Genomic DNA, 26,036 nt, shown 5'->3' with positions numbered 1-26,036 from the left:
CAAGCACGCGTCACCCAACCTACGTACGAACACGATGAAAGGAGATTCTTCATGTTTAAGCGCAACGTTCTCGCGGTATCCCTGACCCTCGCCGGCCTCTGCGCCGCTCAGGCCGCCATGGCTGATGTCAATGGCGGTGGTGCTACCTTGCCTCAGCCGCTGTACCAGACTTCCGGCGTCCTGACTGCCGGTTTCGCCCCTTACATCGGCGTGGGCAGTGGTGCCGGCAAGTCGGCTTTCCTGACCAACGACTACACCAAGTTCGTGGCTGGCAACACCAGCAAGAACGTGCACTGGGCTGGCAGCGATTCGAAACTCAGCACCACTGAACTGAACAACTACGTCACTGCTCACGGTGCAGCCTGGGGCCCACTGATCCAGGTGCCTTCGGTCGCCACTTCGGTTGCCATTCCGTTCAACAAGACCGGCACTGCCAACGTTGACCTGAGCGTCAATCAACTCTGCGGCGTGTTCTCCGGCCGTCTGACCGACTGGAGCCAGATCACGGGTTCCGGCCGTACCGGCGCGATCACCGTGGTTTACCGTGCTGAGAGCAGCGGCACCACCGAGCTGTTCACCCGCTTCCTGAACGCCAAGTGCGCTGAAACCGGCACCTTCGCCATTACCACCAACTTTGCCTCCAGCTACAGCGGTGGCTTGCCAGCCGGTGCTGTGGCCGCTACTGGTAGCCAGGCCGTCATGACTGCCGTGAACGCTGCCCAGGGTCGCATCACCTACATGAGCCCGGATTACGCCGCAACGACTCTGGCCGGTCTGGGTGACGCTACCAAAGTAGCCCGCGTTGCCGGTGTTTCCCCAGCACCAGCCAACGTGTCGGCCGCCATCGCTGCTGTCGCGGTACCTGCTGTCGGCAACCGTGCCAACCCGAACGCCTGGGTGCCGGTTTTCGCCGCTACCACCAACCCTAACGACCCAAGCGTCGTGGCCTACCCAACCACCGGCTACCCGATCCTGGGTTTCACCAACGTGATCTTCAGCCAGTGCTACGCCGACGCAACCCAGACCACCCAGGTGCGCAACTTCTTCAGCCGCCACTACGGTGCGTTGACCAACAACGATTCGGCCATCACTTCCAACCGTTTCGTGCCGCTGCCTTCGGCCTGGAAAACCGCTATTCGTGACTCCTTCGTCACTGCTTCGAGCGGCCTGAGCATCGGCAACACCAGCGTCTGCAACGCCATCGGTCGTCCGCTGTAAGCCCACGCTTGAACGACCTGCAATACCTGATCAGCAACGGCGTGAGCCGTTGCTGATTTTTGCGTAATGACTGAACCGACACAGCCACATGAAATTTTCATGACAACCGTTCGGTCCCGCCCCCCTGTAACCGCCTAACCCCTATAACCAACGCTGGCAGCTTGATGGCACTGCGTTGCGCCCCTTAGAGCGAACCCGAAAGGATAAGTAGGATGCTGCGCTGCAAACCCCAGACGACCCTGAATGCTTCCCGTCGCGATGGCGAATTGTCGATATTGCGGCTCAAGCCGTTGGCCCAGGCCATTGCCCTGCTGCTGATGGCCGGCAATACCCAGGCGGCGACGGCGTTCAGTTCGGCCTGGTTTGCCGCCAAGGGCGCGTCCCCGGCCGGTGGCGCGGCACGGCCCACGACGGCGTTGCCAGGCATGCCGCCGCCCTTGGCGCAACAGCAACGGGCCAATGCGCAGTTGCAGCGTTCGCTGACCAACCTCAACAACACCGTGGCCGCCATCGCGGCCCAGCAGGCGGCGCAGGCCGCCGGGCGGCAAGCGGCGTTCGGGCAGGTGCAGGTCGTGCCCGACGGGCTGGGCGAGGGCGGGCTCAAGGTCGACAACAGCCTGACCCAGGGTTGGCTCAACGCCAAGGGACCGCAGCAGACCCAGGCCGGCGGCAAGACCACGGTGAAGATCGAGCAGACCGCCGACAAGGCGATCCTCAACTGGGAAACCTTCAACGTCGGGCGCAACACCACGGTGGATTTCCAGCAGCAGTCGGACTGGGCCGTGCTCAACCGGGTCAACGACCCGCAGGCGCGACCGAGCCAGATCCAGGGTCAGGTCAAGGGCAACGGCACGGTGATGCTGGTCAACCGCAACGGCATCATTTTCAGCGGCAGCAGCCGGGTCAACGTGCGCAACCTGGCGGCGGTGGCGGCGAATATCAGCGATGAGCAGTTCAGCCAGCGCGGCTTGTATGTCGATGCCACCGGCACCCAGCCGACCTTCACCGATGCCGCCGGCAAGGTCGAAGTGCAACGCGGTGCGCAAATTGAAACCCACCGCGCCGCCACTTCCACCGCAGGCGGTGGCTATGCCTTGCTGTTGGGCTCGGAAGTGGAGAACGCCGGTTCCATCATCACCGCCAAGGGCCAGACCACCCTCGCGGCTGGCGACAGTTTTTATATCCGTCGCGGCCAGGGCACCAGCGGCAACTCGCGCTCCACCACTCGTGGTAATGAGGTGGCGACGTCGCTCAAACCGGGCAGCAGCGCCGGCACGGTGATCAACAATGGTCTGATCCAGGCCAGCACCGGCGACATCACCCTCACCGGGCACACTGTGCAGCAGAACGGCGTGGCGGTGGCCAGCAGTTCGGTGGACACCCGCGGCACCGTGCATTTGCTCAACGCCATCAGCGACACCGGCGGCAGCGTGACCCTGGGGCAGGGCAGCGCCACCGCCGTGCTGCTCGACGCCGCGGGCGGCAGCGCGCTGGACAGCCAACGCAATGCCGGGCCCGCCGGCCTGGATGGCACGCCGAACAACCTGATCACCGGTCAATTCAACAACCTCAGCAGCGTGGTCGACCGTAGCGACCAGTCGCGGGTCGAGATCGTCAGCGGTGGCAGCGTCGACTTCCAGAACGGCTCTATCACCCTGGCCACCGGCGGGCAGGTTGCGGTCAGCGCCGCGGGACGCAGCCTGGTGCGCGATGGCGCGGTGATCGACGTGTCCGGCGCCATCGGCGTCAAAGTGGCGATGGAGTCCAATTCCATCAAGGTCAACGTCCAAGGCAACGAACAACGGGATGCGCCGATCAACCGCGAAGGCGGCAAGCTGACCAATAACGATGTGTGGGTCGACGTGCGTGACCTGGTCTATGTCCCGGCGGGCACCAACGGTTACGCCACTGACCGCTGGTACACAGCGGGTGGTCTGTTGGAAGTCGGCGGCTACCTGGGCACCCAGGGGCACAGCGTCGGCGAATGGGCGGCCCAGGGCGGCACCCTGACGTTTACCGGTAACGACGTGGTGACCCAGCAGGCGGCGCAACTGAACCTGTCCGGTGGCACCCTGGATGTGCAGAGCGGGTACCTGCGCCAATCCTGGCTCAAGGGTGCCAATGGTCGTCTGTATGAGCTGTCCAAGGCCCCGGGTGACATCCTTTACACCGGCATCTACAAGGGTTACGAAGACCACAGCCAGCGCTGGGGCCAGACCGATTACTACTACAACCCGCTGATCGCCCCTCGCGAGCGTTTCGAGGCCGGCTACACCGTCGGCCGCGATGCCGGCAAGCTGGTGGTGTCGACCCGCAACGCCGTGCTGGAAGGCCAGATTATCGGCGAGGTCTACCAGGGCGAACGCCAGACCCAGGCGCCGAACCTCAACCTCGACGGCTACCAGCAATCGCAAAACGCCGTGGCCCGTCGGGCCCAGTTGTGGGTGGGCAGCTACACACCGATCTATGACAAGACCAGCGGCGTGATCAACAGTGGCCTGAACCCCACCTTCGATCAGGTCACCGTCGGCAAGGTGACCGATAAGATTGCCGCGGGCCTGGACCTGACCTCGGCGGTCGGCAGCGACCGGCAAGGCAAGTTGGTGCTGGATAACGCGCTGCTCAATGGCTTCCAGCTCGGCGCAGTCAAGGTAGCGGCTGCTGAAGGCGTCAAGATCGACGGCGCACTCAAGGTAGCCGACGGCGGGGATATCACACTTTATGCGCCGCAGGTGGAATTGAACGCCGACCTGACGGCCCGCAGTGGTCGCATTGTATTGGGTAACATCCTCAAGCAGGTCAGGACCGATAATTTCCAGATGGGAGACGTCACGCTTTCACCCGTTGCGGGACAGCGGGCGACGGTCACATTGGGCGAAGGCGTCAAGCTGAACACCGCCGGACGCTGGAGCAATCTGCTGCTCGACGGCAACGACCGCCAAGGTCTGCCGTTCATTAACGGCGGCAGCGTGTCCGTGCGTAGCAGTGGCGATATTGATGTGCGGCAGGGCAGCCTGATCGACGTCAGCTCCGGCGCTGCCGTGATGGCCGATGGCAAGACTCGCGGCGGCAAGGGCGGGGACTTGACCTTGACCGCAAGTACTGGCGCATCGTCCGGTAACGGCGACTTGAACCTCGAAGGTGAACTGCGCGGTACTGGCGTGAGTGGCGGCGGGACCTTGAAGCTGGCGGCCAGCAAAGTGCTGATTGGCAACAGCGGCACCCCCCTCGAAGCCGGCACTCTGCAGCTGGACGGCGATTTCTTCGACAAGGGTTTCTCGGCCTATGACATCACCGGCAACGAAGGTCTGACTGTGGCCGACGGGACTCGGGTCGATGTGACGATGCCGGTGTACCGTGTTGGTGAACAGGCGTTGGTCACCGGCAGCGACGCGGAGCCGGCCGCTGCCTTGCAGCGCTGGACGCCGGAGCTGTATCAGGAAGACGCGGTCAAAGGTGTCCTGACCCAGCGTCGCGGCGCGAGCCTGAATCTCACCGCAGGCACGCCAAACTCCAGCGCGGCCGACATGGCCAGTACGGTATTGAGCTTGGGCAAGGGCAGTGTGATTACCGTTGATCCAGGCCAGGGCATCGATGTCCGGAGCAGCGGGCAATTGACCGCCAACGGCACGCTTAACGCCTGGGGCGGGCGGGTCAGCCTTGCCGAGTTGAGCGTCGATGATGCGGTTCGCGATCAAGTCAATGCCCAGGGCCACGGTCGTTCCATCTGGCTGGGCGAGCAGGCGCTGATCGATGTATCGAGCCGGGCGATGACAGCTCAGGATATGCGCGGCCAGACCTATGGCCTGGTGCGTGACGGCGGGCAGATTGTCATTGGCGGCCAGATCGATGCCGCGAAAGGATCGACTTCGGCCTCCGAACTGTTCGTAGTGGTGCGCGACGGTGCCCGTCTGCAAGCGGATGGCAGCCAGGCCGTGCTGGATGTCGCTGGTCAGGGGCGCTCGTTAGTGGCGAGCAACGGCGGCAACATTTCCCTGGCGTCGGCCAATGGCCTGTATCTGGACGGCGCACTAAGCGCCCGCTCGGGAGGTGCCGGAGCGGCGGGGGGCAGCCTGTCGGTGGCGCTGGAAACTCCCTACTACCTGAGAAGCGCAGTCGATGGTCGGGTGTTGAACGTGCGTGAACTGGTGTTGGAACAGGTGGCTCAGGCACATCGGCTTGGCGACACGGCTGAAACATCGGCGGATTCGCTGGTCTACGGTCACGGTCGGCTAGGCGTCGATCAAGTCCAGGCCGGTGGTTTCGACAATTTGTCCTTGTTGAGCAACGGACTGATGAGCGTCGATGGCAACCTGTCGATGTCCCTCGGACAAAGCCTGAGCCTGTACGCCCGCAGCTTTGGATTAAGTGCAACCGCGCCAGCCAATACCCGGGTCGAGTTCAATGCACCCCATGTGTTGCTGTCTACTGCGACAGGGCTGGCGACCACTCGACCGAGTTTTGATCCTTACACCCGGCCAGTGGTCGATGGTGGCGGGGTGTCTCTATTGGCGAACAAAGCGCTATTTTCCGTCAACGCGGACCTGTTGGATGTGCAAGGCAATGTGATGTTCAGCAGCAAAGGCATGCTGAGACAGGCCGATGGCACCATGGTTGGGCTTGAGCGCGCCGGGTTCGACCGGGTCCAGTTAAGCAGCAGCGGTGATATGCGATTCCTGGCAGGGATCTCCAGCGACGGATTGCCTACGGGCTTTACCACACAATTGGTGACCCCTTCGGACATGATCCTGCAAGCGGCGCAACTGTATCCGGCGACCGGGGTTGGGGCTCGGGTATTGGCGGGGTATGGATGGGGCACATCTAACGGCACCTCTCTTTACGATCCGAGGCGCAGCCTGGTTATCGGACGAACCACCCAGGCCATACCACAAGTGCCTTATTCGGCATTCGGTCACTTGCAACTGGGCAGTGCGCAGATCGAGCAGGGTGGGGTCGTTCGGGCGCCGTTGGGATTAATTGAAATCGGCACCAATGACATCACTGGCGTCACTGCCCGGGTGGATTTGCTGCCCAATAGTCTCACTTCAGTCAGTGGCCTCGGTCTGGTGCTGCCTTATGGCGGTACCGTCGATGGTCAGAGTTATGAGTACGCGGGCAAGAAGGTGGTGTTCCTGGGGCAAGGGGCCATGCCGTCTGCCAACGGTGATCTGAACATCGGCGTAATTCTGGGCGGAAAGTCTGTAATGGCTCAGGAAGGCTCGATGCTCGATCTTTCCGGTGGCGGTGATCTGCTCGGCGCCGGTTTCATCTCCGGCCGTGGTGGTTCCACCGATGCGCGCTTCAACCCGCTGGTGCAAATCGGTGCCAACGGCGGCTTTACGTTGCCTGGCCTGTCCAGCAACCCGGTCTATGCCATTGTGCCGGGTAATCAGAGTGCATACGCGCCAGTGGCGCCCGAGGGCGGCGCCGTCGACCCGAGGGTCGGCCAGCAAATCACCATCGGTGCCGGTGTGCCGGGGCTGGCCGCGGGTACCTATACACTGATGCCGTCCACCTATGCCTTGTTGCCTGGGGCGTTCCGGGTGGAGGTCAACGGCCTCGCGGGTCAGGGTTCCACGACGGGTGCGTTGCAGATGCGCAACGGCTCCTGGACCACTGCCGGGGTGCTGTCGGTGGCCAATACCGAGCAGCGCAACAGTTTGGCCAGCCAAATCATCCTGACCTCAGGCGATGTGCTGCGTCGCTATTCGCAGTACAACGAAACTAGCTATGCCCAGTTCGCTGTAGCCGACGCCGCACGCCTGGGCGTGCCTCGGGCCCTATTGCCGGTGGACGCCAAGACGTTGAAGTTGAAGCTGGCCCCAGGGGCGGGAGACCAAGCGTTCTCCTTCAAGGGAATTGGTAAGTTCGCGCCTCAGAAAGGTGGCTACGGCGGCACTGTCACGGTAGTGGGTAATGCGGGGGGCGCGCTGGAGGTAGTGGCTGATGGACGCGGAGCTACGGCTGGCTTCGAGGGTGTGACACTCAATGCCGAAAGCCTCAATGCGTTGAACGCATCGCGTCAGGTGATTGGCGGCCAGTTCTATACGCTCTATGGTCAGAGCGGAAATTACATCACGCCGACATTTGCAGCGTCGTCCAGGGTGATCTTGCGTGAAGGCGCGACGCTAGCGGCACCGGAAGTTTTCCTGGTGGCCAACGGCGAGTTGTCGATGGAACAAGGCGCGGCCATCAACACCATCGGCCGTGGCACGGCGGCCTACGATGCCCGTGATGGTTTTGTCTATGACCTCAATGTGAATGGCCAGAATTTGAGCTTGCTGGCCGCCTCCAACGGCTTGCTCAACGTGCTGGCACCCTCATCGGGCAGCAACGGCACGATCAACATTGGTGGATGCAGCCTGACGCCCTGCAGTGGCGTCACCCGGATTCATTCCGAAGGCAGCATCGCCGCCGCTACCGGGGACAGCCTGGAACTGGACGATCGAGTGCGCTATGGCACCCGCCACCTGACGCTGGCCCTGAGCAATATCAACGTCGGTACCTCCCCGGCATTGAGCGACGCAGCGGCGCGTAATGTCTTGCCGGCCGGTCTGACCCTGAGCCAGACGGCACTCGATCGCCTGTTGCGCGGGGACACCGAATACGGTGCCCCGGCCCTGGAAACTCTTGAACTGTCGGCTCGTGAGGCGTTGAACTTCTACGGCACAGTCAGTCTCGACACCTATGACTCGGCGACGGGCAAGTCGCGGTTGGCCAACCTGATGCTCAGCACCCCGGCGATTTATGGCGCCGGCGACGCCAATGACGTAGCGACCATCCGCACCGCCAACCTGATCTGGAACGGTGCCGTCGGCGCGCCGGGTTCGGTCATCGCCGGCGGGGCCGGCACCGGCGCCGGTCGCCTGGACATCCAGGCCCAGCGCATCGAGTTTGGCTACGGTGAATTCGCCCAGCCGAGCTCGGTCACTACCCTGGACCGTCTGGCCCTGGGCTTTGCCAACGTCAATTTCAGCGCCAGCGAGCGTCTGACCGCCAATCACAAGGGCAGCCTGGCGGTGTATCAAAGCCAGGGCGTCTATGACGCGAAAACGGGCTACGCCTACAGTGGTGGCAACCTGAACATTCTCACCCCGTTACTCACCGGTGAAGCCGGGTCGGTCAACCGTATCACGGCGGGCGGGGCGGTCAATGTGGCCGGTACCGCCGCTAAGCCGGGCACCGTCTCCGGGCTTGGGGGCGAGTTGTCCCTCAAGGGCCAGAGTCTCAACCTGGCCAGTGCCGTGGTGTTGCCCAGCGGCAAGCTCACTCTCAGCGCGACGGATGATCTGACCCTGGCCGATGAGGCGTTGATCGATGTAGCCGGTCGGGCGATCACCTTCAACGATGTCACGCGCTACAGTGCCGGTGGCGAGGTGATCCTGCAAAGCCGCAACGGCAACATCCGCCAGGCGGATGGTTCAAGCATCGACCTTTCGGCTCGCAACAACCAGGCTGGCCGGCTCAGTGCGGTGGCGTTGGGCGAGGCGGCCGGGCTGGTCGACTTGCAAGGACGAATCCTCGGCAGCAGCAGTGGCGAATACGACGCCGGCGGCACCGCCATGCCTTACCTGGCCGGCAGCGTGGAAATCCAGGCCCAGCGCCTGGGCGGCAGCGGCAGTCTCAGCGAGCAGTTTGCGGCGTTGAACCAGCGCTTGAACGATGGGCAGGTCTACGGTTCCCGTGGCTTCCAGCTCAAACAGGGCGACCTGGTGATCGGCAACGGGCTCAAGGCGTCGACCATCAGCGTATCGCTGGATAACGGCAACCTGTTGCTCAACGGCAAGGTAGACGCCAGCGGCGAGCGGGTTGGCAGCATCCGACTCTCGGCCGGGCACTCCCTGACCCTGGGTAGCAGCGCGGTACTCGACGCCCACGGCAACCGCCTTCGGGTGGACAGCTACGGCAAGATCATCGACTCGCCGAACCGTGCCACCGTCGACCTGACTTCCCGCGCCGGTGTGCTGACCTTGTCCGACGGCGCTCGTATCGATCTGCGCCATGGCACTGCGGCGCCTGCCGGGCAGCATGACGGCCGCGCCCGTGGCACCCTGGAACTCAATGCCCGGCGCGCCGGCCCTAATGCCACCCTCGGTGACATTGCCATCGACGCCAGTAGGAACCTGGATATCCAGGGGGCGCGGTCGATCGCCGTCAATGGCATGTGGCAGTACAACGACGCGGAGTATGGCAGCGATCCGGCGGCCAGCGGTCGTCCTTATCAGGTCATCGACCAGGCGTACCTGGACCGCAAGCATCAGGACAGTACAGCCTTCATCAACGCAGCGCTGGACAACGACGATTTAATGCAACGCAAACTCGCCGGCCTGAACAACGCCCGTTATGCCGATGCGTTCCACTTGCGGCCTGGCGTCGAGATCGTCAGTGCGACCGCCGACGGTGACCTGGTGGTGCAGGGTGACCTGGACCTGTCCGGCTATCGCTATGCGAGCGTCAATCCGCACACGCAGAAAACCGCCGTGTACGGCTCCGGCGAGGCCGGTGCGTTGACCCTGCGCGCCGGGGGCGACCTGAGCATCTACGGCAGCATCAACGACGGTTTCGCACCTCCACCGGCCACGCAGGATGACAAGGGCTGGGTGTTGCTGCCCGGCATCGACTTCACGGGTGGCGACATCGTCGTACCCGGTGCCGGCGTGACTTTGGCCGAAGGCACGGCCTTCCCGGCGGGGACCACGTTGAACTACGACTTGCCGATCAAAGGCGTGACATTGGCGGCGGGGACCCGATTGCCGGTGGCGGCGATTCTCGAACAGCCACTGGAGCTGCCCGCTGGCACCGTATTGGCGGCCGCCGTGCATGATGCCTCCGGCAATCTGCTGTTTGCCGCGGGCACCTTGCTGAAGCAGGCCCAGACCCTGCAAGCCGGCTCGCAACTGGGGGCCGGCAGCGTGTTGAGCGCACCTACCGCGTTGCTCGGTTTCACTTGGCCGAAGGGCGTTGCGTTGCCCAACGTGGCCAACGCGGGCAATGCCCAGAGCAACATCCTCAAGCTGGACCGCAGCCTGGCACTGAGCCGTGGTTCGTTGATCCCGTCCGGTACCGATGTGAAGTTACCCGATGGCGTCGAGTCGATCCAACTGCGTCCGGAAATTGCCGGCAGCCAGGGGCGGATGTGGGCCATTGCGCCGATGCTTGCCGAGGGTTCGCAATCCTGGTCGCTGCGGTTGGTGGCTGGGGCCGATACGACGGCGGCGGACAGCCGGATCGTCCAGCCCGAACCGCTACATGGCGATTTGCGCCTTGCCGATAGCCACTACGGCATGTTCGGCAAACCCGTGCCGGCCAAGGGCGTTTTCCTCTGGACTGAGGCAGGGGTCGCAGAGCTTCTGAACGCCGGGGTCACTGTCGAGCTTGGCGCGCCCATCGACCAAGAGATCGTTGGCGCCTTTGGTTACGCTTCGGTCGATGCCTTTTGTGCCGACCTTCCATTCATGTGTGCGCTGCAATCTTCCTACAAGTGGACTGAGGCAGCAGTGGAGGCGCTGGCGGGGTCCGGTTATGACGTCAAGGCAGGGGCACCGATAGATGCGTCGGCTGCCCAGTTTTTCGGGTTCGATTCGGTCCAGGCGCTTTGCGAATATGCGCCAGAGATGTGTGCGGCCCTCGGCGTGGACTACAAGCTGGTCGCCGGCAGTACCCGCCCGAGTGTTATCCGCACCGGCACCGGCGACCTGGAACTGCTCAGCGGCGGCAGCCTGCGCATGGACTCGTTGTTCGGCATCTACACTGCCGGCACCTCGTCAACGCCGACGTTCCCGGGCGATCCCTACAACCAACCCAAAGCCCTGGGCGCCAACGGCAAGGTGCTCAACGACGAGAATGGCAGCTACGAAAAACTCGTGGATGGTGGCACAGAGAGCATCTACCGCGCCTGGTATCCGGATGCGGGCGGGAACCTGTTGCTCAAGGTTGGCGGCGATCTCAGCGGCAACTTGACCGCGCCTGCCGCCACCCCTATCGGGCGACCGAACCCTACCGATAAGGGCCAGGATTCGGCCAATGTTGGCAATTGGATCTGGCGCCAGGGCAACGGTGATTCGGTGAGCGGCCAGCCGACGGCCTGGTGGATCAATTTTGGCAGCTATACCGCGTCGACAGAGTCAGGAGGCGCTGATCAGATGGCCGGTTTCACCGGGTTCGGGACCTTGGGCGGCGGTGATCTGGATGTGCAGGTCGGTGGCGATGCAGGCGTGTTGCGCCGACTCGCTGGTAACAGCTTCAACACCAACATCAACCCGCGCAGTCAGGGGCTGGTGCTCGCGGTTGGCAGCACTGGAAGGGTCGCCGCCGATGGCAGCCTGCAGTTGACCGGTGGCGGCGATCTCAACCTGCGAGTGGGCGGCGCCTTGAACCCTGAGAGCCTTTATCTGGATGGGCATCTCAACGGTGTGGTCACTAACCTGCGGGGGCATGCGCAAATCGACAGCGGTGCCATCGGCCGGATTGACCTGCGCTATGGCAACCAGGTCTCAGACCAATCCCCTGGCGAGACGCGAGCCTACGATCCTTTCCGGTCCACCCGTGGGGTGGCGTCGGGTGGGCTGACCCTGATGCCGGGGGATGCGACCTTCAATCTTTCGACTCAGGGCGACCTCGTTGTGCAGGACGTCGCCGACCCGGGCCGAGCGCCGATGATGAGCGTCTCGCCGTTTAGAAACGGGTCGGCCAACGGTTCGGGGATAAGTTGGTTTTCGTTGTGGACAGCCAACACGGCCATCGACCTATGGTCTTCCGGGGGCAACCTGACGCCGTTGACGGTGGGTTTGGAAACGGACCTGGCGGTGGTCTATCCATCGATCCTGCGCGCCGTGGCGGCCAGTGGCAGTCTTTACTACGGTGAGGCCAAGACCCTTGGCATGGGAGGCTACGATGGCAGCTTTCGCTCGGCCTTGCTGCTGGCGCCTGGTGGTAACAGCGAGCTGCAGTTCCTGGCTGGCGATTCCATCTATGGCGGTGACCTGACGGTCAGTCGTTCCGGTGCTTCGTCAGCGGCCTTGGCCATGCCGTTGCGACCGGCCTTTATAGGGCTGGTCAATGGCAGCGTGGTGGTCAGCAATCTCTCGGCCGACGGTAACCGTGTGACCTCCACGACGAACCTGCCGCTGTTGGCTTTCGACAGCAGCACCGCCTCAAGCGAGTGGGGCGCCCATACCGATCCTGCCCGCTTCTATGCGCTGCGGGGCGACTTGTTGTCGATCAATACTGGCCGGGCCATGACCTACGCCAGCACGACCGACAGCCGCTTGGGACAAACTGCCTACGAGGGTGCCGGCCCGGTATGGATGATGGCCGGACGTGACATTGTCAGCAGCGGTATCCCTCTGAGCGGCGGCCGAGGCGGGGACGCGAATAACGGTGGGAACTACACCGTCGCCGGCAACCTCTTCATCCACAACAACCCCACCGACATCTCCATCGTCTCCGCCGGGCGCGACATCCTCTACAGCAATTTCAACGTCGCCGGCCCCGGCCTGCTGGAAATCACCGCCGGGCGCAATATCCTGATGAACGACAAGGTCAGCATCACCAGCCTCGGCGCCGTGGTGCCGGGGGATTCGCGCCCTGGCGCGAGCCTGGTGTTGCAGGCCGGCGCGGGCCTCAACGGCGCGGATTACGAACGCTTCGTCAAGGCCTACCTGGACCCGGCGAACCAGGCCCTGGCCGGTGTGCCCCTGGCGAACCAGGACGGCAAGGTCGCCAAGACCTATGAAACCGAATTGGTGGATTGGCTGGAGAAGCGCTTCGGCTTCAGTGGCGACAGCGAACAGGCCCGCAGCTACTTCGCGGCGCTGCCGGCCGAGCAGCAGCGGGTATTTGCCCGTGACGTGTACTTCGCCGAGCTCAAGGCCGGTGGTCGTGAGTACAACGAAGTCGGCGGCGTGCGCCAGGGCAGCTACCTGCGGGGCCGGGAGGCTATCGACTTGTTGTTCCCGGCCAAGGATGTGGCGGGCAATCCGATCACCTACAAGGGCGACATCACAATGTTCGGCGGAGCGGGGGTGCACACCGATTTTGGTGGCAGTATCCAGATGCTCACCCCGGGTGGCGGACAGACGTTCGGCATCGAAGGCAACGCGCCGCCGTCCACCGCCGGGGTGATCACCCAGGGTGAGGGCGATATCCAGTTGTATGCGCAGAACAGCATCCTGCTGGGGCAGAGCCGGATCATGACCACCTTTGGCGGTTCGATCCTCGGCTGGTCGTCTCAGGGCGACATCAACGCCGGCCGGGGTTCGAAGACCACCGTGGTGTACACGCCGCCCAAGCGCTTGTACGACACCTGGGGCAACGTGACGCTGTCGCCTTCGGTGCCGAGCACCGGGGCCGGTATCGCCACCCTCAACCCCATTGCCGAAGTGGCACCGGGGGATATCGACCTGATCGCGCCGCTGGGTACCATCGATGCGGGCGAGGCGGGAATCCGGGTGTCGGGCAACGTCAACATCGCGGCGTTGACCGTGGTGAATGCTGCCAACATCCAGACCCAGGGCAAATCCACCGGCGTGCCGCTGACGGCTTCGGTGAACACTGGGGCGATCACCTCGGCCAGTTCGGCGGCGTCTTCGGCCACACAAGCGGCTGAAGACGTGGCCCGTCAGCAACAGAACGCGGCGCGGCAGAACCAGGCGTCGGTGTTCACGGTGCAGGTGGTGAGTTTTGGCTCCGAGCAACTGGCCCCGTCACGCGATGGCGCCAACCGCGACGCGCCTCGGGCCTATGACCCGGCCAGCCCGGTGCAAGTACTGGGCGCGGGTCCTTTGGACGAGCAGAACCGCCAGCGGCTGACCGAGGAGGAGCGGGGGCGGTTGAGTTTGTAGGGATTGAGCTTGCAGTGAGGTGGGCTGTGCTGGCCTTATCGCGAGCAAGCTCGCTCGCGATAACGGGGGAAGTGGGTTACAGCCACCGCGGCGTGGTGAAGAACGAGGCCATTTCCGAGCGGGCCAGTGCCGCGCCGAAGTACGGGCCCTGGACATGGTCGCAGGCCACGTTGCGCAGTTGGCTGAATTGCAGAGCGTTTTCGATGCCTTCGGCGGTGACCATGAGCCCTACGCTGCGGCTCAACCGGATCATCGCCAGGACGCCTTCCTTGTCGTCCTCCAGGCCCAGCTGCGAAAGGATGTTGCGATCGAAGCGGATGCCATCGAACGGCTGGTCCAGTACCTCGCGCAGGGAGGCGATGCTGGTGCCGAATTTGTCGATGTTGATCCGCACGCCGAGGTCCTTGAGCGCATGGAGGGTGCTGGCGACGGTCTTGTGGTCGGCCAGCAGGACCCCTTCGGCCACTTCCAGGGTCAGCCGGTGAGGCGCCAGGCCACTCGCTTCGAGGGCTTCTTGCACCTGGTTGAGCAGGAAGTTGCTGTTGAACCACCGAGGTGAAACCGCGATGGAGACATTGACGGCGCTCGGCCAGGTCGCGGCCTCTTCACAGACATTGATCAACATCCAGGTACCCAGCTCTTCCAGTTGGCCCGAAGTTTCGGCCACCGGTATGAAGTCGGCCCCGCCCAGCTCACCTTTCTCGGGATGGTGCCAAAAGGTCTGGGCTTCGAAACCGTGCAGTTGCTCGGCGCTCACATCGAAGCGAGGCAAGTAGCGCAGTTCCAGTTGGTCCCGCTGCATGGCGTCGCGCAGTTGCTGCTCGTATCGCCGCCGGTCGCGGGCCAGGTTGCCCATGGCTTCCACATACACGCGCCAGGTGTTGCGGCCTGCTGCCTTGGCCGCATACAAGGCGATATCGGCGTGGCGCAACAGTTCATCGGCGCGTTCGTCACCGGGCTGCGCCCAGGCAACGCCGATGCTCACCCCCAGGTACAGCGTATTGCCGTCCAGGTGCATGGGCCGTTGCATGCAATCGATCAGCCGTTCACACAGTTGATCGAGATCGTCGGCGTCGCCGGGGTCTGGCATGACAATGACAAATTCATCACCGCCCAGGCGCGCCACCAGATCGGTGTCACGGACGTTTTGCTGGAGGATATGCGCCACTTCCCTGAGCACTTTATCGCCCACGGCATGCCCCAGGGAGTCGTTGACCGGCTTGAACCGGTCCATGTCCAGGTTCAGCAGCGCCAGAGGCGGGCGATCAGGGCGGTCCAGGTGTTCGCGCAGGCAATCGAACAAGCGGTTGCGGTTGGCCAGCCCGGTCAGCGGATCATGCAAGGAAAGGTGTTTGATCTGGGCCAGCGCCCGCAATTCATCGGTGATGTCGGTGGCGGTGCCGCGAAAACCCAGGGTGCCGGCCTCGATGGCCCGTACCGACAGTTTGCAGGTGCGGATGCGCTGGTTGCGCGCGGTGTACTCGCACAGCAGCGGTGCCGAAGAGAGGCTGTTAGCGCCGCCGAGCAGCCATTGGGCAATCGAGATCGAGCCGCCATGGGGATGAAGCAGCCGGTGCAGAGGTTTGCCCAGCCACTCCGCGGGGTTGAACCCGGTCACTTGTTCGAAGCGTTCCGACAGGTAGGTCAGCGTCCCGGTCGAATCGACCTCCCACAACCAGTCGGATGAGACTTCGGCAATGTCGCGGAAACGTTCTTCACTGCGTTCCAGCGCCTTGCGGTGGGCCAGCAGGCTGGCGTATTGACTTTCCTGGGCGCGAAGCATCACCAAGGCATGGCGCAGAACGGCCAGCGCCAGGATTCCCAGTATCAGCAGCGCCAGGGCCAGCAAAGGCAACAGCACCTTGCGCAGATCCTGGCCTGGCGTTTGTGGTCGCCAGGCCAGGGCCTCCAGGGTCAGGTTGTCGAGCAGCAGTTGGGCGGTATCGGCTGGGCCGGGTGTCCTGGCGATATGGGCATCGGGCAGGGCGAAGTCCCGTGCCAGGTTTTCCAGGGCGCCGGGGTCCAGGACCTTGACGAAGAGCATCAGGCTCGGCGGGCCGGGAATTTGCGCCACGCTGTTGTCCGTGCCGGTGGTGATGGCGGACACGGCGACGAACGCCGGGGCATCTTCGTGATGCAGCATTTCGACGACCACTTCGTCGTGATTTTCCTCGGTGCTGGCTTTGTTCCACAGGGCGCGCAGGTCGCCGGTCAGCCAGGTGTCGGCATCGACGTCGCTCATTTGGCCATCGATCACCGAATAGACGGTCTTGCCGGTCGGGGAAATGACAAACACCGCCTGGTAACCGTAGAGCGAATACACGCTGCTGCCGACGTTTTCCTGGTCATAGGCCCATTCCTTGTCGACTTGGACATGCAGGTGCCGGTAGGCGTCGCTCCACTTGGAATAGTCGCTCAGGTCCCGACCGATGCCGGTGCGAATCCCCTCGATGGCTCGCTGGGCGAAAAACAGGCTCTGCTCCCGGGCGCGTCGGTCCTGGGCGCCGGTGATGTTGAGCAGCACGGCGATCGCCAGTGCGGACATGACAAAGAGCAGGAGCATGATGGCCGGAAAAGTGCGACGGGTGAAGCTACGGGTTGGCGAGCCCGGGGAAGGGACAATCGAGTCGTTGCCAGCATTTTCAGTCATAAAGATAAGTCATCAGCCAAAAAGCGATTTCACCCGCACCTGTCTTGTATCGGCTGGGGGGCTGATTTACTTAGTTGTGTTAACGAAGGGGCCGACGGGCTGCGTTGTCTTCGTCACGTACGGGCCTTGAAGCGTGATGCCCACTCCAGGGCGACATCCCGTTGGCGCAGGGCGTTGACCCCGGCGGCGGCCAGCAGGGCGATGAACGCGGCAAGCGTGGCCAAGGCCATGTCCTTTTGGGAGTCCCATGGGTCTTGTTGGGCGCCGACAAAGGCCTTGGCGGTATCGCCTCCAATATAGGCACCGCCCAACCATTCGATGATCTCGTAAATGGCCGACGACGCGAGGATCAGGCTCCAGGCCAGGAAATAGCCCCTGAACCCCGTTGTTGGCGCAACCCGCAGCAAAACCTCGCGCAACGGATACGCCAGCAGCAGGCCATAGCTGAAGTGCACCAGTCGATCGAACTGGTTGCGCTGGAAGCCCATGAGCTGATCCAGCGACGGGCCCCCGGTCAGGGCCTGCCACCACGAGTTGTATGGCACCTTGGCATAGGTGTAGTGGGCGCCGATTTCATGGATGCAGAGGAACACGAAGAGCAGCGTGGCCGACAGCCGTGAAAAGTGAAACCGCCGATGAACGGTCACCAGGACGACCAATAACGCAATGACCAGCAGGTTTTCCGCCAGCCAGTCACTGCGTTTCAGCGGCGCGATGGCCAACCATCCCCACAGCACGCAGAACGCCAGCAGCAGGGACCGTTCATAGCGACGATGCAGTTCAACGGTTGGCATCGCGTCAGCCTCACTCTTTATCCGTGCGATGGCCCGGCAGCAGGGTGCTCAGTACCTGCTTGGCGGTCTCGACCACGATGCCTCGCTCGTTCGGGTCGCCCTGGAGCAGGGTCGAGGCAAACTTTTTCGCCTGCTCCAGCTTGATGTGCGGCGGCAGCGGTGGCACGTCAGGGTCGGTGCGAAACTCGATCAGCACCGGACGATCCGCCGCCAGCGCGGTTTCCCAGGCCGTGGCCACGTCGTCCTCATGCAGCACCAGGATGCCCTTCAGGCCAATGGATTCGGCGAACAGGTGGTAGGGCACGTCGGGGATGTCCTGGGAGGCGGCGAATTTCGGATCGCCCTCCATGACCCGCTGTTCCCAGGTCACCTGGTTCAAATCTCGATTGTTGAACACCGCGCAGATCCAGGTGGCGTTGGCCCAGGTACGCCAGTATTTGGCGACGGTGATCAGTTCGGCCATGTTGTTCATCTGCATGGCGCCATCGCCCACCAGGGCGACCACCGGCCGCTCCGGATGGCAGAACTTCGCCGCGATGGCATAGGGCACGGCCGCACCCATCGACGCCAGGCCACCGGACAGCGAACACATCATGCCACGACGGATCTGGATGTCCCGGGCGAACCAGTTGGCGCAGGAGCCGGAATCGCAGGTGATGATGGCGCGCTCCGGCAGCCGCGGCGACAATTCGAAGGTGACCCGCTGCGGATTGATCGGCTTGGCGGACACCCGCGCGCGTTTTTCCAGGGTCCGGTCCCAGCGTTCCCGCCAATGCTCGATTTTCTTGCGCCAGGCTCGGTCGGTTTTTTCTTCGATCAGCGGCAGCAGGGCGCGCAAGGTGTCGGCACTGTCGCCGTGCAGGCTGACTTCCATGGGATAGCGCAGGCTGAGCATGTCTGCCTGAATGTCGATCTGCACGCCCCGGGCCTGGCCTTCAGGGGGCAGGAACTCGGCGTAGGGAAAGCCGGAGCCGATCATCAGCAACGTGTCGCAGCCGGCCATCAGGTTATCGCTGGGCTCGGTGCCGAGCAGACCGATGGTGCCCGTGACCCAGGGCAGGTCATCCGGCACGGCGGCCTTGCCCAGCAGCGCCTTGGCCACGCCGGCGCCGAGCTTCTCGGCGATGGCGATCACCTCGTCAGTGGCGTGCAGTGCTCCGGCACCCACCAGGATGGCGACTTTCTTGCCAGCATTGAGGACGTCGGCGGCTTTGCGCAGGTCCTCTTCGTAGGGGACGATGCTGGGCTTGCGGTAGCCGACACCGGAGTGAACCGTACCGTGCTTGTGACGTGGTGCGGTGTATTCCATGTCTTGGAGGTCGTTGGGCAGGATCAGCGCCGTCACCCGGCGCTCGCCCACCGCCGTGCGTACGGCACGGTCTAGCAGGTGACGCACCTGGGCGGGCACGCTGGCTTGTTGCACGAACGCCCCGGCCACGTCCTTGAACAGGCTGACCAGGTCCAGTTCCTGCTGGTAATGCCCGCCCAGCGCCGCGCGCGCCTGTTGGCCGCTGATGGCGAGCACTGGCATGTGGTCCATCCGGGCGTCGTAGAGGCCGGTCACCAAGTGGGATGCACCGGGCCCGGAGGTGGCGATGCAGACCCCCAGCTCGCCGGTGAACTTGGCGTGGGCACAGGCCATGAACGCGGCCATTTCCTCGTGGCGGGCCTGGATGAAGCGGATTTTTCCCTGGGCGCGGTTCAAGGCGCCAAACACGCCGTTGATGCCATCGCCCGGATAGCCATAGATGCGGCGAACCCCCCATTCATAAAGACGTTCCACCAGAAAATCACCGACGGTCATGCTCATGTCTGTCCCTCGTTTCGGGCTGCGGTCGCTCGGCGCGACCTGCAGCGGTTGACGTTCATACAGGACTTGACCGGCGCAGGGCTTCCAAGGTTTCGATTTTTTCAACCCAGGGGCCTGAGGCCAGGCGGGCATGTATCGCAGTGTGTACCGCTCAGGCCCGGATACACCTGCTTGAAGAAGGCCCAGGCCGACGACACAGGCTGGATACACACCGGCGATTAACTACGCCAGCCAGCCGGCACCGAGCCTCGGTGCGGGTGACTGGCGCCTTAATTGTCAATCGTCAGAGGAATACCCCATGCTCAACTTTTCCCGTCATTCGTCCCTTGCACTCGGCCTGGCCCTGGTTGGCGGCCTGGGTCTTTCCACGGCGGCTTCGGCCTTGACCATGAACGACCTGGCCCAGGGCTACACCCTGGCGGCAGCCGATACCGTGAAGAAACCCGCCGAAGGCAAGTGCGGCGAAGACAAGTTCGCCAAGACCGATAAAAACCACGATGGCCAGGTTTCGCGGGACGAGTTCATCGCCGCTGCACCGGAGCGCGCGGCGGAGTTCGACAAGATCGACGCCAACCACGACGGCGGCATCTCGTTGCCGGAAGCCAAGCAATACCTGTCGGCCCAGGCGAAGACCGCCGAAGGCAAATGCGGCGAAGGCAAGTGCGGGGCGGCTATCGAGTCCTGATTCGCCCAAGTGGTGAGCCTGATGAGTTGATGAGGGCCCGTCAGGTCTGTGTAGGCGCTGTGTAGGCGCTGTCGAGTGCAACGAGGCTGCGATCTTTCCCCTGGCAATTGAGTCTGGAGTGACAGATCAAAAGCTCGCAGCCTCGCTTCGCTCGACAGCTCCTACACGGCACCTACAGACCCAGCGGGCCACGGGTGTCGCACCATGAGGCTCTCCACATCTCGTTTTCCCCAGGAGATGTGTCATGTTGAATTTACCTCAACCCTCGGCAGGCCTCGGCCTGCGCCGGGCCTTGCTCGATGAGTTGCGCCAGGCACCGGCCGGGGATTTCGATTTTCTCGAAGTTGCCCCGGAAAACTGGATCGGAATCGGCGGCCCCCATGGGGCCGCCTTGCATTCGCTGGCCGAACGTTATCCGTTGACGTGCCATGGCCTGTCGTTGTCCCTGGGCGGGCCGGCGCCGCTGGACCTGGCATTTCTCGGCCAGGTGCGCGCGTTTCTCGAACGTTTCGACGTGCCGCTTTACAGCGAGCATTTGAGCTACTGCGGCGATGACGGGCATTTGTATGACCTGTTGCCGCTGCCCTTTACCGAAGAAGCGGTGCATCACGTGGCGGCGCGGATCCGTCAGGCCCAGGATGTGCTGGGGCGGCGCCTGGCGGTGGAAAACGTCTCCTATTACGCCGCCCCCCAACAAGACATGAGCGAGCTGGAGTTCACCCGGGCGGTGTTGCGCGAAGCCGATTGCGACCTGTTGCTGGACGTCAACAACGTCTACGTCAACTCGATCAATCACGGTTTCGATCCGCAGGCATTCCTGGCGGGCCTTGAGCCGGGGCGGGTGGTCGCGATGCATGTGGCCGGGCATTTCGATGAGTCCGATACGTTGAAAATCGACAGCCATGGCGCACCGGTCAAACCGGTGGTCTGGGCGCTGCTGGCCCAGGCCTACGCGCGTTTCGGCGTGCGGCCGACCTTGCTCGAACGGGACTTCAACTTCCCGCCCTATGCCGCGCTGGTGGTCGAATTGCAGACGATTCGCCAGTTGCAACACCCGGCCGTCCCCCGCCAGGCGGTGACCCATGGCTGAGGCCCGGCAGACGCTGCATCAGCAGCAACAGGCGCTGACCCGTTACCTGCGCGACCCGGAACACCGCCCGGTTCCGGCCGGCATGGACGCGGCGCGGGCACAGGTGTACCGCGACCTGATCTTCGAAAACATGCGTTCGCTGCTCAGCGGTACTTTCCCGGTGCTGGTGAGCGTGCTGGGGCAGGAGCACTGGCGTGCGTGTGTACGCCGGTTCCTGCGCGAACACCGCTGCGTCACGCCCATGTTCGGTGAAATCGCCAAGGAGTTTGTGACCTATCTCGCGGCCCACTCATCGCTGGACTGGCCGCCGTTCGCGGCGGAGCTGGCGCACTATGAGTGGGTCGAGATGGCGCTGCTGCAATCCGAGGCCGAGCCGTTGCTGATTCATGATGAGTCCGCCTTGCTCGATCTGCCGCTGCGTGTCTCGCCTCTGGCCTGGCCGCTGGCGTACCAGTGGCCGGTGCATCGCCTGGCCCCGAGCTACCAGCCCTCGACGCCACCGGTCCAGCCGACGCTGTTGCTGGTGCGGCGCACGCCTGGATTTGAGGTGCGCTTTGCCGAACTCAGCCCGTTGGCCTGGCGCCTTTTGCAGCGCATCGAGGAATATCCCGGGTTGGCGGGGCGAGGGCAGTTGCTGGCGTTGGCGCGGGAGGCGGGTGTGGCTTCGTTCGAGTTCATGGACGGCGCCGTGGCGCTGTTGCGGCGGATGCAGGAGCAAGGGGTTGTTGGCGTAGAGCAGTAATCTGCCCATTTGAAATGCTAACCCCTGTGGGAGCGGGCTTGCTCGCGAAGGCGGTGTATCAGTCAAAGTCAAGTTGGCTGACACTCCGCTTTCGCGAGCAAGCCCGCTCCCACAAGGTTATGCATTAATTGCACTATCGGCGGTGCACGCCGCTTTTCACCAGCGCATCCACGCTTAGCTTCCCAGCCCCTTGCAGCACCAACGGCAGCAACGCCACCAGGTAGATCAACGGCAGCTTGAAGTTGCCATGCCCCTTGTTGGTAATCGCATAACCCTGGGCCAGTTCGCTCAAGCTCGACCAGTCCGCCGGCCAGTGTACAGCCGCGGTCGCCACCACGGTGACGACGATCAGTACCAGCGCCGACAGGCGCGTGCCCAAGCCGATCAACAGGGCGATGGCGCCGATCAGTTCGGCCCACATCGCCAGTTCCCAGTTCCACTGGGCCGGCACATGGTCGAAGGGGAACGGGAAGGCGGACTGGATTTCGGCGAACCAGTTCTCGCCATTCCATTTTTCCAGGCCGGATTCGAAAAACTCCCAAGCCAGGAACAGGCGCAGGCCCAGCGGCGCGAGCCAGGCGCCTGCCTGATCGAGATGCAGATGCAGTGTTTTCAGCACGTTTGAATACATGATCGGCCTCCCTGGGCTCAAGCGTGTTGCGGCCGTTGGCGGCGCTGAGTGGCTTGGGCCAGCTTGCCCACCAGGCGGATGGCGGTGGCGGCGCAGATCAGGCCGAACGGCAGTACGTACCAGTCGCTCATGGGAATGCGCTTGAAATTGGAGTAGGCAAAGATCGCTGCCAGCACCCACATACCGGTGACATGCAGGCGCTTCCAGGCCTTGAAACCGATCAGGCGCGTGGTGCTTTTGAACGAAGTCAGGGCCAGCAGCAGGATGAACACGTAGCCCACGGTGCCGGGCACGTTGCCGAGGGTGGTGCGGCCGGGCCAGAAATCGGTATTGAGCTGGCCGTAGCTGTAGATCAGCACCGCGTGGACCAGATGGGAGAAGGCAAACGCCAGCCCGATGAAGCGTCGTTCACGCACCAGCGAGCGGCTCAGGGGCGAGGGCACCAGCACCGCGAATGCCGAGGCGGTGAAGGCCAGCAAGAAGAGGAGGAAGGACGAGCGAGCCGTGGCACGAATGGCGCTGCGCACGCCTTCGGTGAGGTCCGGGTTGAGCACCAGGATCAACCCGGTCATCAACAGCACCAGGGCGGCAAGCAGGCTGAACAGCGACCAGCCCTGGAAACGAAGGGGAGATGCAGTTGCGGTAGGCATGTAAAGGCTCCTTGGATGTCGAGGCCCGGTCGTATTAGCCGCCGGGGTACGAGGAGTCTTTCAAGCCGGTGTAGGCGGGGTGTGTCCGCAACGCAGGATTGTGCAAGTTTGTGTATGCCGATCATCCGCAGACACACTGATATACAAACCCGCCTCCAAATCCAATACCCACAGGGGAATTGGTAAGGCATCAATCTGTATAGCGCCTCGGAGCAGTGTGGGAGCGAGCTTGTTCGCGATGGCGGTATGTCAGTCTCTGTGAGGTCGACTGACCCACTGCTATCGCGAGCAAGCTCGCTCCCACAGAGGTTGTTGGTTGTGTCAGCTTGCGAATGCCAGGCGCAGCTCGGCGCATAGGCCGCCGCCGTCGCGGTTGCTCAGGGTCAGTGAGCCGCCCATGGCGATCGCCAGTTGCTGGGCGATGGCCAGGCCCAGTCCGGTGCCACCGGTTTCCCGGTTGCGCGAGCTTTCCACCCGGTAGAACGGTTTGAGCACCTCGGCCAGTTCCTGCTCGCTGATGCCGGGGCCACGGTCCAGCACCTGGATCGCCAGTTGCCCGTTATCGGCCGGTTGCACCTGGATCTGCGCCGCGCCGCCGAATTTCAAGGCGTTGTCCACCAGATTGACCAGCACCCGCCGTAGGGCATGGGGGCGGGTGTCGATGACGGCGGCGTTTTTCCCACACAGTTGCACGTCTTTGCCGGTGTCCTGATAGTCGAATACCAGGCTGTCGAGAAATGCATCCAGGCTGATCCGGCAACTGGCCTCGGTGGCGCCGTGGATGCTGCGGGCATAGGCCACGCCTTCACGCACCAAGTGTTCCATTTCGCTCAAGTCGCTCCACAATTTGTCCCGTTCGATCCCTTCGTCCATGAACTCGGCGCGCAGCTTCATGCGTGTGATGGGCGTCTGCAAGTCATGGGAAATCGCCGCCAGCAACTGCATGCGCTCCTTGAGGTAGGTGGCGATGCGGTCCTGCATGGTATTGAAGGCCTTGGCCGCATGTACCACTTCGGTCGGACCCTTTTCGTCCAGGCGGACGCTGTGGGCGTTCGGGTCGAGGGTTTCCACCGCCTGGGCCAGCCGGGTCAGGGGGCCGACGGCGATGCGCACGGCCAGCCAGGTGCAGCCGATCAACAGCGCCAACTGCCCCAGCAGCACCATCGGCAGCCAGGGGGAGAGGGGCGCCATCGCCGGGCGTACGTCGATGGTCAGCGGGCTGCCGTCCCCCAAGCGCAGGAGCGCCTGATAGTGCATTTTCGGCCCGGGAATCTGCTTGAAGGTCAGGCCATAGGCCTGGCCGATGGCTTCCTGGATCGAACTGACCGAGATGGGTGCATCGGCAAGATCCATCGGTTGCCCGGGCTGGCCTTCGTCGAGCTGGTAGCCATAGTTGCGCCGGGCGAGTTTCGGCAACCAGGCCGGGCGTTCGGCGGCAGGCAGGCGGTCGAGAATGGCGACGGAGGTCGAGACATCGGTTTCCAGATTGCCGAGCATGGTCGACTTGGCACTCTGATAGCGCTCGTAGTATTGGACGCCGAAGGACAGGCCCTGGGCCAGGATCAGGCCGATCAGGAAGATCAGCGACAACCTCGAGGCCAAGGTTCGTGGCCAGCGCAGCGACAGACTCATACCGAGGCCTCGAGGATCTCCACCGGCAGCGAGAACACGTAGCCTTCGCTGCGCACGGTCTTGATATAGGCCGGCTCCCGGGCATCGTCCAGCAGGCGCTGGCGCAGGCGACTGACCAGCAGATCGATGGAACGATCGAACAGGTCGGCGTCCCGGCCCTGGGTGAGGTTAAGCAACTGGTCGCGGTTGAGCACCCGTTGCGGATGGTCGAGGAAGACCCGCAACAAACGATATTCGGCGCCGCTCAAGGCAACCATGGTGCCGTCGGTGTCCAGCAGGTGGCGAGCGGTGGTGTCCAGGCGCCAGCGCCCGAATGCCAGCAGGCGACCGCTTTCGGTGACCACCAGGTTGGGCGGCAGCATGCGGGTGCGGCGCAGCACGGCGTTGATCCGCGCCAGCAGTTCACGGGCGGCGAACGGCTTGACCAGGTAATCATCGGCGCCCATTTCCAGGCCGATGATGCGGTCGGTTTCGTCGTTGCGCGCGGTGAGCATCAGCACCGGCGTGGCCTTGTGCTTGCCGGCACGCAGTTCCCGACACAGCACCAGGCCGTCGTCGCCGGGCATCATGATGTCCAGCACGATCAGGTCCACCGGAGTGGTTTCCAGGAAGGCGCGCATCTGCCGACCGTCGGCGACGACGGTGGTGCGCAGTCCATTCTTCTTCAGGTAGTTGCCAACCAGCTCTCTGATCTCGCGATCGTCATCCACTATCAACACGTGATCGACATGATCCATGGTGTCCAGCTCCTCGGCGTTTCGTTGTGAGCAGTCTACAGGCGGCGGCCGGCCCGGCTCGCGGCGGTTTGTATTGCAGTGTATCTGGCGCGTGAAGGATACACAGCGATGCAAAAAGCCACGTGGCTCGATACAGACGCGATACCTGCGCGGCATTCAATGGCACCCATCGAGGCAACACAACGGGCCTCGGCAGATAAACCCCATTGAATCGAGGAATCGCCATGAACACCAAAGCCCTCTACGCCGCCTGCCTTTTCGCCGCGCTGAACATCTGCACCCTGTCGGCCCGGGCCGAAAGCAACGTGCAGGCCCACAGCTACACCTACGGTACCCACCTGGACATCCAGAAAGTGCTTTCCCTTACCGAAGACGCCGAGCCGACCTGCGGCGTGGTCAACGCCCACATGACCTACCTGGACTCGGCAGGCCACGAGCAAGCGCTGGACTATCGCAAGTTCTCCGATAACTGCAGCAACCAGAACTGACCTGCTTTTGTGGCGAGGGAGCTCGCTCCCGCTGGGGCGCGAAGCGGCCCCTTTATTTTCCTGACGT

13 protein-coding genes are annotated in these 26,036 nt (G+C 63.4%); 6 read left to right on the top strand and 7 right to left on the bottom strand.

Going from position 1 to position 26,036, the window contains the following annotated elements; genetic code table 11:
* Positions 1-51 precede the first annotated feature (51 nt).
* Complete coding sequence (locus tag BT125_RS00860) at positions 52-1,218, top strand: substrate-binding domain-containing protein (RefSeq protein WP_072404453.1); 1,167 nt, start codon at positions 52-54, stop codon at positions 1,216-1,218.
* Positions 1,219-1,430: 212 nt separating this feature from the next.
* Positions 1,431-14,060, top strand: coding sequence for a filamentous hemagglutinin family protein (locus tag BT125_RS00855; RefSeq protein ID WP_072404452.1), 12,630 nt, complete (start codon positions 1,431-1,433; stop codon positions 14,058-14,060).
* A 76-nt stretch (positions 14,061-14,136) separates the two neighbouring features.
* Here BT125_RS00855 and BT125_RS00850 read toward each other — a convergent pair whose 3' ends face one another.
* The 3 genes from BT125_RS00850 to BT125_RS00840 form a co-directional block, all read right to left on the bottom strand.
* The gene (locus tag BT125_RS00850) at positions 14,137-16,710 is read right to left on the bottom strand and encodes a bifunctional diguanylate cyclase/phosphodiesterase (protein ID WP_072404451.1); all 2,574 of its coding nucleotides are present in this window, start codon (positions 16,708-16,710) and stop codon (positions 14,137-14,139) included.
* 113 nt (positions 16,711-16,823) lie between these two features.
* On the bottom strand, positions 16,824-17,504 hold the full coding sequence (locus tag BT125_RS00845) for a DUF2238 domain-containing protein (RefSeq protein WP_072404450.1): 681 nt from the start codon (positions 17,502-17,504) through the stop codon (positions 16,824-16,826).
* Positions 17,505-17,514: 10 nt separating this feature from the next.
* Positions 17,515-19,314, bottom strand: coding sequence for a thiamine pyrophosphate-requiring protein (locus BT125_RS00840; RefSeq protein ID WP_072404449.1), 1,800 nt, complete (start codon positions 19,312-19,314; stop codon positions 17,515-17,517).
* Positions 19,315-19,612: 298 nt separating this feature from the next.
* Here BT125_RS00840 and BT125_RS00835 point away from each other — a divergent pair, with 298 nt between their 5' ends.
* The 3 genes from BT125_RS00835 (at position 19,613) to BT125_RS00825 (ending at position 21,831) form a co-directional block, all read left to right on the top strand.
* On the top strand, positions 19,613-19,999 hold the full coding sequence (locus BT125_RS00835; protein ID WP_072404447.1) for an HvfA family oxazolone/thioamide-modified RiPP metallophore: 387 nt from the start codon (positions 19,613-19,615) through the stop codon (positions 19,997-19,999).
* Positions 20,000-20,243: 244 nt separating this feature from the next.
* Entirely contained in the window at positions 20,244-21,089 is an 846-nt protein-coding gene (locus BT125_RS00830; protein ID WP_072404445.1) for an HvfB family MNIO-type RiPP peptide maturase, read from the top strand.
* Positions 21,082-21,831: an HvfC family RiPP maturation protein gene (locus BT125_RS00825; RefSeq protein ID WP_072404443.1), complete on the top strand. Its 750-nt coding sequence runs from the start codon at positions 21,082-21,084 to the stop codon at positions 21,829-21,831. The genes BT125_RS00830 and BT125_RS00825 overlap by 8 nt, the downstream gene beginning before the upstream one ends.
* 133 nt (positions 21,832-21,964) lie before the next feature.
* Here BT125_RS00825 and BT125_RS00820 read toward each other — a convergent pair whose 3' ends face one another.
* From BT125_RS00820 to BT125_RS00805, 4 genes are all read right to left on the bottom strand, one after another.
* Entirely contained in the window at positions 21,965-22,462 is a 498-nt protein-coding gene (locus BT125_RS00820; protein ID WP_072404441.1) for an HvfX family Cu-binding RiPP maturation protein, read from the bottom strand.
* A 17-nt stretch (positions 22,463-22,479) separates the two neighbouring features.
* Complete coding sequence (locus BT125_RS00815) at positions 22,480-23,112, bottom strand: ferric reductase-like transmembrane domain-containing protein (protein ID WP_072404439.1); 633 nt, start codon at positions 23,110-23,112, stop codon at positions 22,480-22,482.
* A gap of 321 nt (positions 23,113-23,433) precedes the next feature.
* A complete protein-coding gene (locus BT125_RS00810; RefSeq protein ID WP_072404437.1) occupies positions 23,434-24,744 on the bottom strand; it encodes an ATP-binding protein in 1,311 nt (436 codons plus the stop codon).
* Positions 24,741-25,481, bottom strand: a complete 741-nt coding sequence (locus BT125_RS00805) for a response regulator (protein ID WP_003202589.1) — start codon at positions 25,479-25,481, stop codon at positions 24,741-24,743. The genes BT125_RS00810 and BT125_RS00805 overlap by 4 nt, the downstream gene beginning before the upstream one ends.
* A gap of 224 nt (positions 25,482-25,705) precedes the next feature.
* Between BT125_RS00805 and BT125_RS00800 the strand changes: the two genes are divergently transcribed.
* Entirely contained in the window at positions 25,706-25,969 is a 264-nt protein-coding gene (locus tag BT125_RS00800; RefSeq protein ID WP_072404435.1) for a DUF2790 domain-containing protein, read from the top strand.
* Positions 25,970-26,036: the final 67 nt, after the last annotated feature.

Source organism: Pseudomonas sp. NFACC04-2 (genome assembly GCF_900119265.1).
In the GTDB taxonomy this organism is placed as follows: domain Bacteria; phylum Pseudomonadota; class Gammaproteobacteria; order Pseudomonadales; family Pseudomonadaceae; genus Aquipseudomonas; species Aquipseudomonas fluorescens_AA.
This window is presented reverse-complemented; position numbering and strand designations above follow the sequence as displayed.